The sequence below is a fragment of the Shewanella sp. SM21 genome, assembly GCF_025654335.1.
Taxonomy (GTDB): domain Bacteria; phylum Pseudomonadota; class Gammaproteobacteria; order Enterobacterales; family Shewanellaceae; genus Shewanella; species Shewanella oncorhynchi.
This window is the reverse complement of record NZ_JAKKRL010000025.1, coordinates 1-17,590: the sequence shown is the minus strand read 5'-3', so window position 1 is coordinate 17,590 and position 17,590 is coordinate 1. Positions and strand designations below refer to the sequence as shown.

Here is a 17,590-nt window from a genome sequence, read left to right as displayed (position 1 = left end):
GGCGCCGCTATAAGAATACACCTCAAGAAAGAGTCGATTGGTGCTTATATCGGTATCGACATTTAGTGGAGAATGCTTTTGGAAGAATTAAGCACTATCGAGCAATATCAACAAGATATGACAAGCTAGCAAGAAATTACGCCAGTATGGTGTCACTGGCGTTTATGTTAATGTGGCTGCCGATGTATTGCTGAACAACATTTGTACAGCAAAGATCAACAGACCCTAGTCACACTCACAATGTGCTCCACATGAAGTACGAAAGCCAAAACCATAAGGCGAAATAGCCGATGAGATAAATCCACTCCCCTCTTAAATATAAAAAGAGGAGTGATACTTTTATTCAATCGATATCAATCAAGCCAACTTAAAGGCTTTTATTTTGGGCAGATGGGCAGCGAGTTGGGGGAATTTGTGTGGCTGAACGTCATCCCAATCAATCGAATAATAGGCGCTTAATTCACTGGCGAGTTGCTGATTATCGAACATCTCATCATTCACCGAAAATATACACATGGCCTTGTGGGTATTCTTTTCACGAAATTGCGACACGCACTTATTAGCAATATCGGCATATTCTTCTGGGCGGTCAATCTTGCCCTGCATATTATTTTCTGGGTGCAAATTAGGGTTAATCAGCACAGATTTAAGACCATTTAAAAATCCAATCCGCTCGGCCCAATAAGCTCCGAGTCCTACGCCAACCATTAACGGCGCGGGATCGTCGCTATGCTGCATTTGCTTGGCGACTTCCTTAAGCAAGTGTTGCATGTCGTGCTTAGGGTGCAAGGTGCTGTAACTGATCAAACGCACATCAGGGTCAATAAATTGCAACTGACGCATTTTTTCGTGATTACCTGGGCTAGTAGCATCAAATCCATGAAGATAGAAAATCATATCAAGGCCTTTTAATCATTTTTGATTACAGTGAATTAACTAACCCTAGCAAAAGAGTGATCTCACACCTTGCGCTACATCAAACTTTCGCCTGTTGAGCCAAACAAATTTGCTCGGCAAGCTGCTTGGCATTTTCCCAACGGGCCGTATTATCGAGCGCAGCTGCCGTTTGCGCAGCATTGGGTTTAAGTAAACTCGCAGGATACTGTGGCGCGCTCGCAGGCCAAGTAAAGCCATCGAGTAGCGACATTACGCCCGCATTATCATTACACACTAAAATCATGTCGCAACCTGCGGCTAAAGCGGCGCTGGCCCTTGCACGGTAATCGCCCGCAAATCCTGCGCCTTGCATGCCGAGATCGTCAGAGAAAATCACCCCGTTAAAGCCAAGTTCTTTACGCAGCACTTGTTTTAGCCAGTATTCGGAGAAGCCCGCAGAGTTGGGGTCGACTTTAGGGTAAACCACGTGCGCGGGCATCACGCCTAATAACTTTTCTTTTGCGATCAATTCTTTAAACGGCAGGATATCCTTTGCAAAAATGGCCTCGGCATCACGTTCATCAATGGGTTTCTCGTAGTGCGAATCCGCCACTACACTGCCGTGTCCGGGGAAATGTTTACCCACGGCGCCCATGCCAGCTGCGGCCATGCCAGCAATAAAGCTTTCGGCCAATGTAATAACCTCGGCGGGCTCTGGGCTAAAGCTGCGTTTACCTATGACTTGGCTCACGCCGTTTAAGTCCAACACGGGCGCGAAACTTAAGTCGATATCGCAAGCCAGTAATTCAATCGCCATCAAGAAACCGAGCTCACAGGCCCAACGCTTGGCCAATACCATATCGCCCTTTGCTGCGGGTAAAATGTCACCCATGGCGGGAATAATGGTAAAGCCATCACGGAAACGTTGTACTCGGCCACCCTCGTGATCGACGGCGATTAATATTTCTGGGCGGATTTGGCGTATCTGTTGTACCAGACGGATCAACTGATCACGGCTCGAAAAATTGCGGGAAAATAGGATTAAACCACCCACCTGTGGATGGCGTAACATCTCAGATTCAGCCTCACTGACGTCCAACGACAGTAAATCCAACATTAAATAGCTCATACTTCTCCCTAAAAATATTCATTAATACTCAAAAAATAACCACTCAAGTCATAAGTAGTCCACGCTCACAAAAAAGCTAAAAAAAGCGAGCCACCTACCCTTGTAGCGCTATCGAAGCCTGTATTCTTGACCATAAAATGGCCTGTAAAAAAGTCCCAATTAAGTTCAGCTTATCCGAACTATTACGAATAAAAAAAACTAATGTGAATTGTCACACTAATCTATGGGATACTGGCGTTAGAGTATCACACAAGCAGATTTCGCATGAAAGAACGCCGCCACTGACCAGAGTACACGCGCAAGATTAGCGTGCTTCAATCTGCAGAGCGAGCAATCCCATGCACTCAGACTAAAATAATAAACAAGACACAACAGGACTTCTATCATGATTAGCGTATTTGACATGTTCAAGATCGGCATAGGTCCATCGAGTTCACATACCGTCGGCCCAATGAAAGCGGGCAAAATCTTTATGCAAAACCTGACTGACTCAGGACTCGTGACCCAGATTGATGAATTAAGAGCCGAACTCTTTGGCTCCCTCGGCCAAACAGGCAAAGGCCACGGCACGGGCAAAGCAGTGATTTTAGGCTTAATGGGCGAAGATCCCGAAACCGTGGACACTGACAGTATCGACGGCATTTTAGAACACGTCTCCAAGGACGAAACCTTAACTCTGCACTGTGGCAAAGTGGTTAAGTTTACCCGTGAGCAAGGCATTACCTATCACAGACGCAAAACGCTACCTGCGCATGCTAATGCAATGACCTTGTACGCCTACTGTAAAGGGGAATGCATTTTTGATCGCACTTACTACTCAGTGGGTGGCGGCTTTATTTTAGATGAAGATGAAATCAGCCAACGTAATGCATCGCCAGCCTCACAAATTGAATCGGCTCCTTTTGATTTTGTGAGTGCGGCTCATTTACTGGAATTATGCGGTGAGCAAGGTCTCAGCATTTCTTCTTTAATGATGGCGAACGAACTGAGTTTAGCCACTGAAGATGAAGTCAAAGCCAAGCTGTGGAATATTTGGCAGACGATGAAAACCTGTATCGAACGCGGTTATCAGAAGGAAGGTATTTTACCTGGCGGCCTAAAACTGCGTCGTCGTGCTCCTGCACTGTACCGTCGTTTGAAAGCTGAAGGCCGTAACAATGTCGATCCATTAACCGCTATGGATTGGGTCGATTTATTCGCCCTGTCGGTCAACGAGCAAAATGCGGCCGGTGATCGCGTCGTGACTGCGCCAACAAACGGTGCTGCGGGAATTATTCCTGCCGTATTATGCTATTACGATACCTTCGTACAAGAAGTGGATATCGATGTCTGCGCACGTTATTTATTAACTGCCGCTGCAATTGGTATTTTGTACAAGAAAAATGCCTCAATTTCGGGCGCCGAAGTCGGTTGCCAAGGTGAAGTGGGCGTGGCCTGTTCTATGGCCGCTGGCGCACTGACTGAGATCATGGGCGGTACGGTTGAGCACGTTGAAAACGCGGCTGAAATCGGCATGGAACATAACTTAGGTTTAACCTGCGATCCTGTGGGCGGCCTAGTGCAAGTGCCTTGTATCGAACGTAATGCCATGGGCGCAATCAAAGCCATTAACGCTTCTCGTATGGCCCTACGCGGTGACGGTAACCATAAGGTTTCACTGGATAAAGTGATCAAAACCATGATGGACACCGGCAGAGATATGCGCAGTAAATACAAAGAAACCGCCAAAGGCGGCCTAGCAGTCAACATTGTTGAGTGCTAAGTGCTGAGTGTTAGTTCACTCCCACTAATCGCTTAAATCGCACCATAAAACATGCCGCAACTCAGTGAGTTGCGGCATGTTTGTTTTAGCGCATCGGCGTGACTGCTGAATCGGCTATTTAAGGCTTAAAGTATAAGCTATGGAACTTAAGGTGCTCTTCAATAAAGCTCGCGATGAAGTAGTAGCTGTGATCGTACCCCGCTTGCATCCGCACATCCAAGGGATAACCCTTGGTATGGGCGATATCCACCAGCGATTGTGGCATCAATTGGGTATCTAAAAAGCTATCGGCTTCACCTTGGTCAATCAGTACTGGCACTTCGCTAATCGCGAGCTTAAGCAACTCACAGGCATCGTACTGGCGCCAGTGCTCACGATTCTCACCTAAGTACTCACTGAAGGCTTTAATGCCCCAAGGCGCATTACTTGGATTCGAAATCGGACTAAAGGCCGAAATTGAGCTGTATCTGTGTGGATTACTCAGACCAATCACCAAAGCACCATGACCGCCCATGGAATGGCCGGAGATAGCGCGCTGGCTAGTCACCGGAAAATGCGCTTCAATCAAGTTAGGCAGCTCATGGACTATGTAATCGTACATTTTGTAATGACGATTCCAAGGTGCTTTTGTCGCATTGAGGTAAAAACCCGCGCCTAAGCCTAAATCGTAAGCTTTATCAGCCGCATCGGGCACATCGTCACCGCGAGGACTGGTATCAGGGGCGACAATCGCCATTCCAAGTACCGCTGCCATGCGCTGTGCACCCGCCTTCTGCATAAAGTTTTCATCGGTACAGGTTAGACCTGAAAGCCAATACAGCACAGGCACAGGTTTATTCACCGCCTCAGGCGGCAGATAAATGGCAAAGCGCATCTCGCAGTTTAACGACTGAGATTGATGGCGATACTGCTTATGCCAACCGCCGAAACTCTTGTTACAACTGATATTTTCTATGGTCATACAAGTCCTTTTAGCTCAATCTGTTAGCGCTTGTCTTAGCGTTAGTCATAGCATTTGTCTTAGCGTTAATCATCTGATCAATTGGCAACACAGCAGACAGATTTGCACCTGTCTGCCCGTTAGTCACATCAAGCTGAAGTATCAGTTTAAAATGCAAAACCACTTATTTATCAAAATGGATCACGCTACGGATGCTCTTACCTTCGTGCATCAGCTCGAATGCTTCATTGATTTGCTCAAGTCCCATAGTATGGGTGATAAAATCATCGAGCTTAAATTCGCCCGCCATGTAACGCTCAACAATGTGTGGCAGTTCAGAACGCCCTTTCACACCGCCAAAGGCAGAACCGCGCCAAACGCGGCCCGTCACAAGCTGGAATGGACGGGTTGAAATCTCTTGACCAGCACCGGCAACACCTATGATGACTGATTCACCCCAGCCCTTATGGCAACACTCTAAGGCGCTGCGCATCACGTTGACGTTGCCGATACACTCGAATGAGTAATCCACGCCGCCATCGGTCATCTCAACGATCACCTCTTGGATGGGCTTATCGAGTAATTTAGGGTTGATGCAATCAGTCGCGCCGAGTTTTTTGGCTAACTCGAATTTAGACTCGTTGATATCAATCGCGATAATGCGGCTGGCTTTGGCCATAGTCGCCCCAATGATCGCCGATAAACCGATACCGCCGAGGCCGAAAATCGCCACGGTCGCACCTTCTTCCACTTTGGCCGTGTTCATCACAGCGCCCATACCTGTGGTTACGCCGCAACCCAGCAGGCAAATTTCTTCTAATGGCGCGCTCTTATTGACTTTAGCCAATGAGATTTCAGGTAACACGGTATATTCAGAGAAGGTCGAGCAGCCCATGTAATGGAAAATAGGCTTGCCATCGAGATAAAAACGCGTGGTGCCATCGGGCATTAAGCCTTTACCTTGGGTCGCACGAATTTTTTGGCACAGGTTAGTCTTGCCCGATAGGCAGAACTTACATTCGCCGCACTCTGGGGTATAGAGTGGGATCACATGATCGCCCACTTGTACGCTGGTCACGCCCTCGCCCACTTGCTCAACGATACCGCCGCCTTCATGGCCTAAAATCGCGGGGAATACCCCTTCTGGATCGTCACCACTCAGGGTAAACGCATCCGTGTGACACACGCCCGTGGCCACAATGCGCACTAGGACTTCACCCGCTTTAGGTAACATCACATCCACTTCTTCAATCTTAAGCGGTTGTCCTGGGCCCCACGCAACGGCGGCCTTTGATTTAATAAACTGCGGTTTTTCGTTCGACATTGTTAGCGTCCTTTCGTAGGTAATATGAATAAGTCATTGGTATGTACTCGATTCTACTCAGGCCAAGCATACTCTTGCGCCCATTGCACTGACTCTACTGCATAGTAAGATTGTATTTGTTTCTCAGAAAGAGACAATCTAGTATTCAAGCAATTCATTTTTACTGAGCAACAACAATGTATCTCTGGGATGGCATTTCTGAGTTTGTCGCGGTGGCCGAGGCCGAAAGTTTCACCCTAGCGGCGCAGCGGCTGAATATCTCCACCGCCCACGTTAGCCGCCAAGTGAGCGCCCTAGAGAATCGCCTCGGCACAAAACTGTTTTACCGCACCACCCGCAAAGTATCGTTAACCGAAGAAGGCACGATTTACTATCGTCATTGCCGCCAATTACAAACTGGGTTAGAAGAAGCCGAGCGCGCCATCTCAAACCTAAAGGACTCACCCCAAGGCTTAGTCAAGCTCACAGCGCCCGTCGCCTATGGCGAGAAATTTATCATGCCGTTACTCAATGATTTTATGGTGCAATATCCCAGTGTTGAATTTAGCGTCGACTTGACCAATCGCACCTTGGACTTGATTGAAGGCGGTTATGATCTGGCCATTCGCCTCGGAAAACTCGCCGATTCAAGCCTGATGGCCAAACCGCTCAGCAGCCGTACCCACTATGTCGCCGCCTCACCAAGCTATGTGGAAAAATACGGTCAGCCCCATACCTTATCTGAGCTTAACCAGCACAATTGTTTGATCGGTAATCATAATTACTGGCGCTTTGTGGAAAATGGCCGCGAGCGCAATATTAAAGTCCGCGGTAATCTCAATTGTAACAGCGGCTACGCATTAAGGGATGCGGCACTAAAGGGCATAGGGATAGTTCAACTGCCTGATTATTATATTGAAGAAGATATTCAAGCCGGACGGTTACTCTCCTTCCTTGACAGTCACCGCGAAGCCAAAGAAGGCATTTGGGCACTCTATCCGCAAAATCGCCACCTGTCGGCCAAGATCCGTGTATTGGTCGATTACCTTGCCGAAAAACTCGCCGAGCAGGATTAAATACTGTTTGAGCAGATTGATTGGTAGCAGACAAAACGGCGCAAACTAGCGCCAGTTTTCCCGCAAAGTGTAATACAACATGCCTAATGCCAGCGCTTGATTGCCGAACCATTCATTTAAAGGAATGCGGATATGGCGCATGGCGGCAAACAAATCAAATTCACGCAATTGCCCGTCCATCGCATTGGCCATGATCTCGGCCATAATGTGCGATGTCGCTACTCCGTGCCCAGAATATCCTTGGCAATAGAACACATTAGGCGACACTTTGCCGAGCTGCGGGATACGGTTAATCACAATTCCTGCCATTCCCGCCCACGCAAATTCGATATTAACGCCCTTTAATTGTGGAAACGTACGCTCAATCGCGGGCCGTAATTCCGCAGCCACATTTTTAGGATCGCGGCCGCTGTAGTTAGTGCCGCCGCCGAACATCAGCCGTTTATCCGCGGTCAGGCGATAGTAATCCAGTACAAAGCGGCAATCATACACGGCTAAATCCTGCGGATTGATTTGCAAAGCGACATCATCGGGCAGAATCGCAGTGGCGCAATTGCCTAAGGACGCCGGAAATAACATACCACGCAGTTTTGGACGGGCGAGTTTATGGTAAGCATTACCGGCGATCAGCACACTGTTGGCGCGCACTTTTCCCTTGGCTGTGACAACAGTCGCCACATCGCCTTCTTCAATATCAAGTACGGGTGAGTGTTCAAAGATTAACGCCCCAAGACCTGCTGCCGCGCGGGCTTCACCCAGGCATAAATTGACTGAGTGCAAATGCATGTTGCGCCGATTGACTAAGCCGCCGTGATACAAGGGCGAGCCTAAATAGGCAGGCATTTCATCGGCGGATACCAGCGTCATAAATTCACCCATGCCGCGGCGCTGCGCCTCATCATGCATAGCCCTAAGCTCGTGCATGTGCTTTGGCTGGTAAGCGGTTTGGATATGACCAAACTTTAAATCACAGTTTATGCCGTACTTGGCCACCCGATTTTTAATAATATCGTGGCCGCGCCAACGCATATTCCACACATAATCTTCAGCTTCATTGCCGATTTGACGGCGCAGCTGTTTTGTCATCGCAACATCGCCGGACAAACTGCCCGTCACCTGCCCACCATTGCGTCCGGTCGCGCCCCACGCAATTTTATTGGCCTCAATAAGTGCCACTTTATAGCCTTTCTCAGATAATTCCAACGCCGTTGCCACGCCGGTAAAACCGCCACCCACAATCGCCACATCGACTCGAATGTCGCCTTCAAGCGCAGGATAATCTGACTCTTGGTCAATGGTGGCATTGTAGTAGGAGGCGCAACGCTCTGCTGGCATGGTCATTCCTTGATGTTGAAAGTTAACTGTTGAAAGTTGATGGCTGAAAGTGAGCGTTAAGTCTTAGTTCTGGACACTCGTTTTAACGCGGCATTATACCGATGTTGTTTTATATTTTTTACAAGCGTTCAGAATTTGTGAGTATATCTGAGTTGAGATCGAGATCAACAGTGAATTGCGATAACTATTTGCAGGACAGGACAAAGGAAGTTGAGCTGACTGCAGGCTCCTTCTTGAAGAACCTGAAATGGAGGAGCTTGAGATGGAAACTTCTGAAATGGCGGTACCTAAGATTAAGTTATCTAAGATAGAGACTCCGAATGTTAAGGCGCGGCTCATTTTATCTTTTAAGTCTTATACTTTTTGCTGGTTTAAGATAGGCTTGTGCAGCGTCATCCTCTTTTAATCTCAGCAACCTAGAGTCCATTATGCCACTAATGCCAATTGCCCAGCCACTTGTCCAATTGCCGTTTTCCCAAGCGTGCGAAAACAACAAAGCGCCGATTTTAGCGGTATTAACACAAGCATTCTCACTCAACCAACATGTGCTCGAAATCGGCAGTGGCACAGCGCAACATGCTGTGTATTTTGCAGCAAATCTTCCCCATTTAATCTGGCAAACCAGCGATCAGGCTGAATATATTGAGGTCATTACCGCAAGGTGTATGCATGAAGGCAAGCTACCCAATGCAGCGGCAAACCTACGCTTACCACTTACCCTTGATGTTACCGCGCCATGGCCGGTGAAGGGATTAACACCTCATATTGATGGCGTATTTACTGCGAACACTTTGCATATTATGAGCAAAAATATGGTTGAAGCGTTTTTTACTGGCCTTGGTCTGTATCTCCCCCAACTCAAGACCCTGTGCATTTACGGCCCCTTTAACTACCAAGGCGAATTTAGCAGTGACAGCAATCGCCAGTTTGATGCCTTTTTAAAACAGCGGGATCACGCCAGCGGCATTCGCGATATTGAATGGATTTGCAGTTTAGCCAGCGAGCAAGGCTTAACGCTGAAGCAAGATGTGGCTATGCCCGCCAATAATCGACTACTGCATTTTGTTAGAGGCTAGCTTTTTGTTAAAGGCTCGTTTTTTGTTAAAAGCTAGCTTTGGTTGAGTGGTTTAGTCCGTTTTGGCCTCGGCGGTTCTGTGCCCATAGCTCAGCACTCGAGTGGCTTTCCACTGTTCGTTCTGTTTGCGCCACACAATGACAAAGTCGGCTAGGCCATCACAGCTACCAGTTTCAAAGCTGCAAAAACGATGAACGCCTTGCTCTATCGCGCCAAACTCTTTCACCGGAAACACTTTCATCGTGCCCGCAACTAACTCGCGGCGGTAATGGCCACAGGCATATTTTTCGGTGTTGGCGATCATGTCCTTGCGGTTCCAAGTAACGCCACCCGTATCGTGGTAAAACTCTACATCTTCAGTGAAAAACGCCGCGTGTTTCTTGAGTTCAGCAGGGGCGGTGCACTTATTGAAACTGTCGAACAAGGCAAAATCCACCGCTGCAATTTGGGTAGATAAAGTGTCTGTAAGTGCAGTAGCGGGCTGCGCAATGTCAGTTTGTGGAGCCCCAGCCGTTTTAACTGATGCGGCATTAGCTAATGCGGGCGCATCTGTGGCAACAGCAGGTTCGGTAGTGGCGAGTGACAAGGTTAAAACAGTGACTGTGGCTAGGCTATAAAATGCTGGATTCATATTCTCTCCGTAAATATTGGCAATACAATTTGTATGGCGACTATTCACATCACAAACATGAATGCACCACGAAACATAAAGTCACATCGCCAGCAAAGCTTATGCCAGTTAAAATGTCCATATTAATCATATTGATATAACTTCATATTACGTTATGCAGTTTTGTGCTGTGATAGTTTCTGATTATTCTCACTATTTTTTAGTGATTTATCCGACGACAGTCAGACTCAGATCGTCATATTCAGTGCCTTGTACTCAATGCGCTCAATCAGGATGACCATGCCAGCGAGCAACACGTCGAATATACGGGCTATCACGCTGTTATTAAACACTAAAAATTTACTCTGCCTTTACACAAAAGAGAGACATCCAAGCTTGAAGCTATAATTAAGAATAATTATCATTCGCCAAAATTACCGAAGGAAGAATGATATGCCCCGCTTTATCCGTCGCACTCGCCAAACCTCGCATCTACCTCATGCAACACAGACACCTATGTTGAGCCAGCTATCACGCGCTATTGGTTTATGTTTGTTATTACCTGCAGCATGGGCTAGTGCTGCAAATACGCAAGATACCACTCCAGAAATGGAACGCATGGTGATAACAGCAACACAAACTAAACACTCGGAGCTTTCGGCGCCCGCTTCGGTGTCCGTTATTAACCGCAGTGAACTTGAAGCGCTAGTCATAGACGATCTCGCTAGCGCAGTCCGTTATTTACAGGGTGTGAACATCAGCGAAGGCACGCCCTATGGCCGCAATGAGATCAGCCTGCGAGGTTTAGATTCAGATTACACTTTAATCTTGATTAATGGCCGCCGCATTAACTCCCGCGAAGCATTAACCTCTGGTTATGGCAACGATTTTGACTTGTCCTCTATTCCAATGTCTGCCATTGAACGTATCGAAGTTGTGCGTGGGCCTATGTCATCCCTCTACGGATCAGAAGCTTTAGGCGGTGTGGTTAACGTCATACTGCGTCAACCAACTGAGAACTGGCAAACCAGCGTTGGCGTGCAATACGATGCACCTACCAGTGGCAAGGGTGGCGATAGCACTAAGTACAATTTCTACAGCAGTGGCGCGCTGATCAAAGATAAATTACTGGCAAACTTAATCGTCGACAGCAATAAACGCGATGCATGGCGCTCGGACTTAAAACCCACTATTGATGCGCTAGAAGACAGAGATGAAATCAGCGCCCTCGCCAATTTACAATGGCTGATTGATAACCAGCAAGATCTGCAATTTGACTTAAGTTACGCCAACGATGAACGCGAGTCTGATTGGAATAACTACGGCACGATTCTCACCAATAACCAACAAGCGGAGCGGATAAGTTCAGGTCTGACCCATAATGGCCACTGGAACTGGGGTGATACTCGCCTGCGCTATTACTATGAAAATGTTGAGGTGACTGACGACTCAGCGTTAATCGCCGAGATAGGTAATATCACCCAAACCAACCACAATCTCGACGGTCAAACCACTGTCCTGCTTGGCGATCACATGTTAACCAGCGGTGCAGAATACCGTTGGACCCAGCTCGAAAATAGCCGCAATATTTTAGGTGATGGCACCTTAGACGACAGCCAATCGGCATTGTATCTACAAGATGAATTTAGCTTAGGCGAACTCAATATCACCTTAGGTGGGCGCGTCGATCACCACGATGTGTACGGCACCGAATTTAGCCCACGCTTGTATTTGGTGTATAACTTAAGCTCTGAATGGGTCATTAAAGGTGGTGGCGGCAAAGCCTTTAAAGCGCCAAATATGGCACAATCCCAAGCCGATTATATTATCCCCGCTTGTCGTGGCGCCTGTACCGTTGCGGGAAATCCTGATCTTCAACCCGAAACCTCAGTGAACTACGAATTATCGACCCAATATCAAACCACGGATTTTGGTGGCTCGATCACCTACTTCCATAACGATGTAAAAAATAAAATTATCACCGAAACTTGGAATAGAGTCCCTGGTGCTGTATTAACTTACCAAAACGTGAACGAAGCCAAGATCACAGGCTGGGAATTACAAGCTTGGTACAATTTAACTCAAGATCTCAGCCTAAACGGTAATTACAGTAAAACCGAGGCCGAAGATAAGCAAAATGGCGCGCCTTTTACCTTAACACCGGACGACAGCTATAACCTGAAACTGCAATGGCAGGCATTCGATGGTTTATCCACCTTTATCGCCTACCATTATACTGGCGAGCAGTATTTGCGAGCCAATGTCAAATCAGAGGGTTATGGCTCGCTCGATATAGGTGCGAATTATCAAATTAATCCTATGTTTAGACTGAAACTCGGCGTGACTAACCTAACGGATTCTGAACGTGATCAAGTTGCCACCGACCTTGATTATATTCAAAAGAGTCGCAGTATTTATGCTGGGGTAACTGCAAGTTTCTAAGCTCTACAAGCCAGAAATTAATGTGTAATTATAGCTCTGCTACTCAACATTAAACATCATAGGCGAAGCCCGTTTTGGCTTCGCCTATTGTTTTAAGACCAAAATAAATATCACACATCCGACTAGAAAAAGTAAAATAAATATATTTTCTAAAATATAGAATTTTTAAATAAACATCAAAAATATAAATTACATAATCCAGATTTAAATCATTAGTCTTTTACATTCCGCAATATAATCTTGATCATACTTTAACGCTAAAAAATAACTCACCTGTTAACCTTTGATAACGATCAAGGTTTTGTCATATTAAAAAACTATTATACACACGCAAGACTGCTAAAGCTTGAGGTGTAAAATTCTCGATTATTAAACTTACGCACCAAGCAAAAGCAATATTATCTTTCCGTTTATATCACTAATAAAACAGCGAGAAAAATACAGTTCCAACTTCAAGTTAAATATTTCATAGCTAGATATGTGATTTACTCGCTTCAGAATGATGATTTAACCAACAATAAAAAAGGAAAATAACATGCTTAAAAAGATGATGCTAATGTGCGCACTGTGCTTTTCAACTAATTTAATGGCGGTATCACTTGCCGACAGCCATTCTGAAAGATCTGACTGTGAATCCTGCCATAAAGATAAAAAACCTTCAGCGGATTATGTTTTTGAAAATCAGCAATGTGTATCATGCCATGGAGAAATGAAAACACTCGCAGGCGAAGCTCATACTAAACATGATGGCGTTTTAACATGCACCAATTGCCATATCGCTCATCAAGAAAAAGCACCAGCAGATGCTTGCAAAGAATGCCATTAATTCACAAAAAATCTAAAACCAAAGGCCGAAGAATTATTTATTTTGAATGGAACCATTAGGCAGGATGCCACTTGACCCAACCTCCAAGGGTGTTTGCCACCTATTGCTCACAGGTGGCAATTTTTACCTCCGTTTTTATATCCTTACAATATGTGTAACGGCTCAATACTTAGCTCAGAATTCCATATCCGGCAAATAGGACAAGTTTACGTATGCTAGGTAAGCCATAGACGACTCTCAGGGGATTGTTCTCAAAAACGCCAATGCCTTTTCTAGGTCACGGGTGCGCGCCATCGGTGGCAGCGAGTTTAAAAAAGCTTGGCCATAGTAGCGATTCACAATGCGATTATCGCAAAGGATCAGCACACCACGATCTTTTTCATCACGAATAAGACGGCCAACACCTTGTTTCAGAGCAATAATCGCCTGCGGTAACGACACTTCAGTAAAAGGATCTAGTCCCTGACGACTCACATTGTCGGCTCGGGCGCGATACAGCGGCTCATCGGGCGACACAAAAGGTAATTTGTCGATAATCACGCAGCTTAACAATTTGCCGCGCACATCCACCCCTTCCCAAAAACTACTGGTACCGAGCAATACCGCATTGCCGAGTTGGCGAAATTTAGTCAGCAGACTCTGTTTACCCGCTTGGCCTTGTACCAGCAGCGGATACTGAGTGCGAGTTCGCAGTGCCAGCGCCGCTTGTTCGAGCATTTTATGGCTGGTAAATAAAATAAAAGTCCGTCCCTGCGCCGCATCTATCGCTTGCACGCACACATCCACCAACTGCTTTAACGCTTGCTGTTGATTGGTCACGCTCCCAAGTTGTCTCGGCACACAAAATACCGCTTGGCGGGGATAATCGAAGGGACTGTCGAGAATGCTTTGCTGCGCATCAACGATACCCATTTCTCGGGCAAAATGAACAAGACTGCGGTTAACCTGCAAAGTTGCCGAGGTAAATATCCAGCTGGTTTCGGGCACAAATAATTGTTGGCACTCACGGGCAATATTGATTGGTGAAATTCGCAGCACCACAAAGCGACTACCAAATTCGATGCTGTAGGCCGCCAAATTATTATCACAGTTAAAAAACACACTGAGCTTATTATTCAGCTCAGCCAACTTAATGGCGATATCATCTAACAATTCACTACGCCCAATATGGGCCATTAATAAATTCTGCAGCGCGGTTAATTCCGCTAATAAATCCCATGACGCCGCCGCGAGCGCTTTATTGCCCAGCACTAAACGCCAATCGGATTCGCCGCAGGAATATAACTGATTATGCCAATCACTTAATTTAGCGAGGCAACGCTGGCAAAATTGGGCGAGTTGCCCAGTATCACTGAGTTCAGTCTGATAAATAGCGAGTAGCTTTTGAATGAAATCATCGATAGTACGACTCGAACATTGCTGGCCAAAATAGTTAACGCAAATATCGGGTAATAAATGCGCTTCATCGAAAATCACCACATCAGGATCGGGTAATAACTCGGCAAAGCCCGTGTCTTTCAGTACGCTATCGGCGAAAAATAAATGGTGGTTAACCACAATGATTTTGGCATCCAAGGCACGGCTGCGCGCCTTGCGAGTAAAGCAGACATCGTAAAAGTCGCAGCGCTTACCAATACAGCTTTCCTTAGTGCTGACCACAAGCGGCAGCGCCGAAGAATTCTCAGGCACTGAGGTTAAGCCGCCAATATCACCATCTTTACAGGTGCTCGCCCACTGATTGATTTTCAACAAATCATCCAACAAACGCGCATCGATATGTGTCGCCTCGCTCATTTGCTTATCGAGTCGCCACTGGCACAGATAATTATTGCGGCCCTTTAGTAGAGCCAGTTTAGGCTCAATCCCCAACATGGCGACCAGCGCGGGTAAGTCTTTAAAAAACAACTGCTCTTGCAAGTTTTTACTGCCCGTACTGACGATGACTTGCTTACCGCTCAATATCGCGGGGATCAAATACGCAAAGGTTTTACCTACCCCCGTACCCGCCTCAATTACTACATTCCCCTTCGCCGCTATCGCCTTACTCACTTCCTGTGCCATCTGCATCTGGCTTGTTCGCGCACTAAATCCTTGAATATGTTTAGACAATACTCCATCGGGCAAAAATGCGCGTTGCACTTCGGACGCGAGTCGACTCACCGCAGCGGCGCCTTTTAAAGCAGAAGGCTTAGCGACGGTTTCTTTAGAGGAAACATGCTTTGATGTCGGTTGGCGAGAGCGAGTCAAAGGGAGAATCAATCCTTTATCAAGGTATTAGAGAGCGTTATAGAACAATGTAGTAAGGCCACGCTATAAGCTGCTGCAGGGCAGCTGAGCGAGTGCATTGTGATGACTTTAATTAACCACAAGCACTGGTTAGTGCCGCATGCCGCTGCTGTAAACAATAGCGTTAAGCTTAACAGCTCGAAGCATTATGCTGATTTGAGATAAGACTACAAGTTAGCCGCGTAATTAACGCCAATTTAAACGTCGGTATTTGCTAGCATCCGCCAAAGCATGTGCGCTAGCTGTAACAGTTCGCAAACTGCTGTCGATTTCAGCCTGCCACTAACCATTTGAAATAAATAAGCTACCTCAGCAAAGCAAAACTCTATACCATTATATACGCTCAATAACAGGATGTTTCAGTGCCCAAGCATCAATACTTAGACGCAGGTAATCAGGATGAATGATGTCAAACGTTAGTCTTATCAATTTAAAAACAAGTGACACCACAACGCTACAACGTCTGCTCCAACTTTATTATTTTGATTCAACATCTTGGAGTAAAGAAGATATAGGCATTGATGGGTTATATGATGGCTCTACAGCCTCAGATCTTGAATCCTATGTTAACTCACAAGAGGCAAAAGCCTACCTCATTTGGGTAAATGAAGTATTGATAGGCTTTGTTCTACTAGAATGGGTTGAAGATGAAAAAAGGCTTATCTGGGAACTGGCTGACCTCTTTATTCTTCCTAAATATCGCGGTGGTTGGATTGCGCTCGAAGTAGTCCGTCAAATATTTGAGCAGATTAGCACACCGATACTGGTCGCTACGTTCAAAGAAAATGAACTGGCTTTGCGCTTTTTTAAAGCGGTATCAAAACGATTACAGCTTAATTCAGTACGTGAGTTAATCGAGGATGAAACTACTCCGTTTTATACATTCATCATAAATGAACACATCTAACAATCCATGTTATTCAAGTTTTTCTAAGCCACCCATTGTTTGTAGTGGTACGGTTAATTTGGCCATCTAGTTAGAATTGACCTCAGCAATGTCTACGTTTTTTGACCTTCGCCATACTTATCGTAATGTGAACTAGACGATTGTGAGTAATAGATCTTCCGCGCTTTTGTCCAAAAGCGTGCTGCGTGTCTCCTTAAAACCTACAGTTTATGCTAATGCTAAAAAGGTAGGCCATGGTGATTAGCGAGACGACCGTCCGCCCCATGGACGGGGCGGTCGAGCATCCAAGGATGATGAGATGGACACCTCTTGTGAAGTAGGCGTCATTTACGCCATATTGAATTTGCACGTTCAATAACAACAAAAGGTGTCCAAAATGAAAGTTACACTAATAGGAATTGATCTCGCAAAAAATATCTTCCAAGTATGTGGAGTTAATCAAGCAGGCAAGAGTGTTTTTAACCGTTCGATTAAACGTGCTCAGCTCCTGACTTTTCTGCGTACTTACCCTGATGCCACTATTGCGATGGAAGCCTGCAGTGGCTCTAACTATTGGGGCAGAGAGTTACTTTCTCTCGGGCATGACGTCAAACTGATCCCGCCTCAGCATGTTAAGCCATTTGTCAAAGGCAATAAGAACGATCGCAATGATGCCTTCGCTATCTGTGAGGCAGCGCAGAGACCGAACCTGATTTTCGTCCAGCCGAGAACCTTAGCGCAGGTTGATATCATCATTACCCACAGAATTCGCGAGCGCCGGATCAGAATACGCACTGCACTAACCAATCAAATCAGAGGCTTACTAAGTGAATATGGAATAGCCCTCCCTAAAGGACGTAATCCATTGAATCTTTTGCTGCCGGAATTACTTGAGGATGCCAGTAATCAACTCACTACGATTGCACGCCAATACATGCGTGAGCTGATGGAAGAGTTGCGTGCGATCAACGTTGCAATAGGTTCGCTGGAAAAAGACATCAAACTGCAGGCAAGAACGCACCCGGATAAGAACGCACCCGGATG

General features: G+C 46.2%; 14 protein-coding genes and 1 pseudogene. 8 read left to right on the top strand and 7 right to left on the bottom strand.

Going from position 1 to position 17,590, the window contains the following annotated elements; all coding sequences use genetic code 11:
* The coding region (locus tag L5L94_RS21520) for a transposase (RefSeq protein ID WP_263164998.1) at window positions 1-194 on the top strand (194 nt) is incomplete at its 5' end.
* Window positions 195-357: 163 nt separating this feature from the next.
* On the opposite strand, the gene ycfP is transcribed toward L5L94_RS21520, so the two are convergent.
* Window positions 358-897 (bottom strand): alpha/beta hydrolase YcfP, encoded by a 540-nt coding sequence (gene ycfP, locus L5L94_RS21515; protein ID WP_028759796.1) that lies wholly within the window; start codon window positions 895-897, stop codon window positions 358-360.
* Between the two features lie 79 nt (window positions 898-976).
* Entirely contained in the window at window positions 977-2,005 is a 1,029-nt protein-coding gene (nagZ, locus tag L5L94_RS21510; protein ID WP_028759795.1) for a beta-N-acetylhexosaminidase, read from the bottom strand.
* Window positions 2,006-2,390: 385 nt separating this feature from the next.
* Here nagZ and L5L94_RS21505 point away from each other — a divergent pair, with 385 nt between their 5' ends.
* Window positions 2,391-3,767, top strand: a complete 1,377-nt coding sequence (locus L5L94_RS21505) for an L-serine ammonia-lyase (RefSeq protein ID WP_028759794.1) — start codon at window positions 2,391-2,393, stop codon at window positions 3,765-3,767.
* Window positions 3,768-3,885: 118 nt separating this feature from the next.
* Here L5L94_RS21505 and fghA read toward each other — a convergent pair whose 3' ends face one another.
* Together fghA and L5L94_RS21495 are read right to left on the bottom strand one after the other, a co-directional pair.
* Window positions 3,886-4,728 carry an S-formylglutathione hydrolase gene (gene fghA, locus L5L94_RS21500; protein WP_263164995.1) on the bottom strand — a complete coding sequence of 281 codons (843 nt, stop codon included), beginning with the start codon at window positions 4,726-4,728 and terminating at the stop codon, window positions 3,886-3,888.
* Window positions 4,729-4,891: 163 nt separating this feature from the next.
* Window positions 4,892-6,031, bottom strand: coding sequence for an S-(hydroxymethyl)glutathione dehydrogenase/class III alcohol dehydrogenase (locus L5L94_RS21495; protein ID WP_006081880.1), 1,140 nt, complete (start codon window positions 6,029-6,031; stop codon window positions 4,892-4,894).
* A 176-nt stretch (window positions 6,032-6,207) separates the two neighbouring features.
* Here L5L94_RS21495 and L5L94_RS21490 point away from each other — a divergent pair, with 176 nt between their 5' ends.
* Window positions 6,208-7,086 (top strand): LysR family transcriptional regulator, encoded by an 879-nt coding sequence (locus L5L94_RS21490; RefSeq protein WP_263164993.1) that lies wholly within the window; start codon window positions 6,208-6,210, stop codon window positions 7,084-7,086.
* 45 nt (window positions 7,087-7,131) lie between these two features.
* Here the strand turns inward: L5L94_RS21490 and L5L94_RS21485 are convergent, their stop codons facing one another.
* A complete protein-coding gene (locus L5L94_RS21485) occupies window positions 7,132-8,421 on the bottom strand; it encodes an NAD(P)/FAD-dependent oxidoreductase (protein ID WP_173496845.1) in 1,290 nt (429 codons plus the stop codon).
* 428 nt (window positions 8,422-8,849) lie between these two features.
* Here L5L94_RS21485 and L5L94_RS21480 point away from each other — a divergent pair, with 428 nt between their 5' ends.
* Window positions 8,850-9,497: a DUF938 domain-containing protein gene (locus L5L94_RS21480; protein WP_173496844.1), complete on the top strand. Its 648-nt coding sequence runs from the start codon at window positions 8,850-8,852 to the stop codon at window positions 9,495-9,497.
* 51 nt (window positions 9,498-9,548) lie between these two features.
* Here the strand turns inward: L5L94_RS21480 and L5L94_RS21475 are convergent, their stop codons facing one another.
* Window positions 9,549-10,127: a nuclear transport factor 2 family protein gene (locus tag L5L94_RS21475; protein ID WP_131524464.1), complete on the bottom strand. Its 579-nt coding sequence runs from the start codon at window positions 10,125-10,127 to the stop codon at window positions 9,549-9,551.
* A 432-nt stretch (window positions 10,128-10,559) separates the two neighbouring features.
* Here L5L94_RS21475 and L5L94_RS21470 point away from each other — a divergent pair, with 432 nt between their 5' ends.
* Window positions 10,560-12,548, top strand: coding sequence for a TonB-dependent receptor domain-containing protein (locus L5L94_RS21470; protein ID WP_263164991.1), 1,989 nt, complete (start codon window positions 10,560-10,562; stop codon window positions 12,546-12,548).
* Between the two features lie 535 nt (window positions 12,549-13,083).
* Window positions 13,084-13,374, top strand: a complete 291-nt coding sequence (locus tag L5L94_RS21465) for a cytochrome c3 family protein (protein WP_028759787.1) — start codon at window positions 13,084-13,086, stop codon at window positions 13,372-13,374.
* 237 nt (window positions 13,375-13,611) lie between these two features.
* Here L5L94_RS21465 and L5L94_RS21460 read toward each other — a convergent pair whose 3' ends face one another.
* Window positions 13,612-15,621 (bottom strand): ATP-dependent DNA helicase, encoded by a 2,010-nt coding sequence (locus L5L94_RS21460; RefSeq protein WP_173496842.1) that lies wholly within the window; start codon window positions 15,619-15,621, stop codon window positions 13,612-13,614.
* Between the two features lie 445 nt (window positions 15,622-16,066).
* On the opposite strand from L5L94_RS21460, the gene L5L94_RS21455 reads away from it, so the two are divergent.
* Both L5L94_RS21455 and L5L94_RS21450 read left to right on the top strand, forming a co-directional pair.
* On the top strand, window positions 16,067-16,567 hold the full coding sequence (locus tag L5L94_RS21455; RefSeq protein WP_158683085.1) for a GNAT family N-acetyltransferase: 501 nt from the start codon (window positions 16,067-16,069) through the stop codon (window positions 16,565-16,567).
* A 376-nt stretch (window positions 16,568-16,943) separates the two neighbouring features.
* Window positions 16,944-17,590: pseudogene (locus tag L5L94_RS21450) on the top strand (IS110-like element ISShes7 family transposase); the annotation flags it as partial.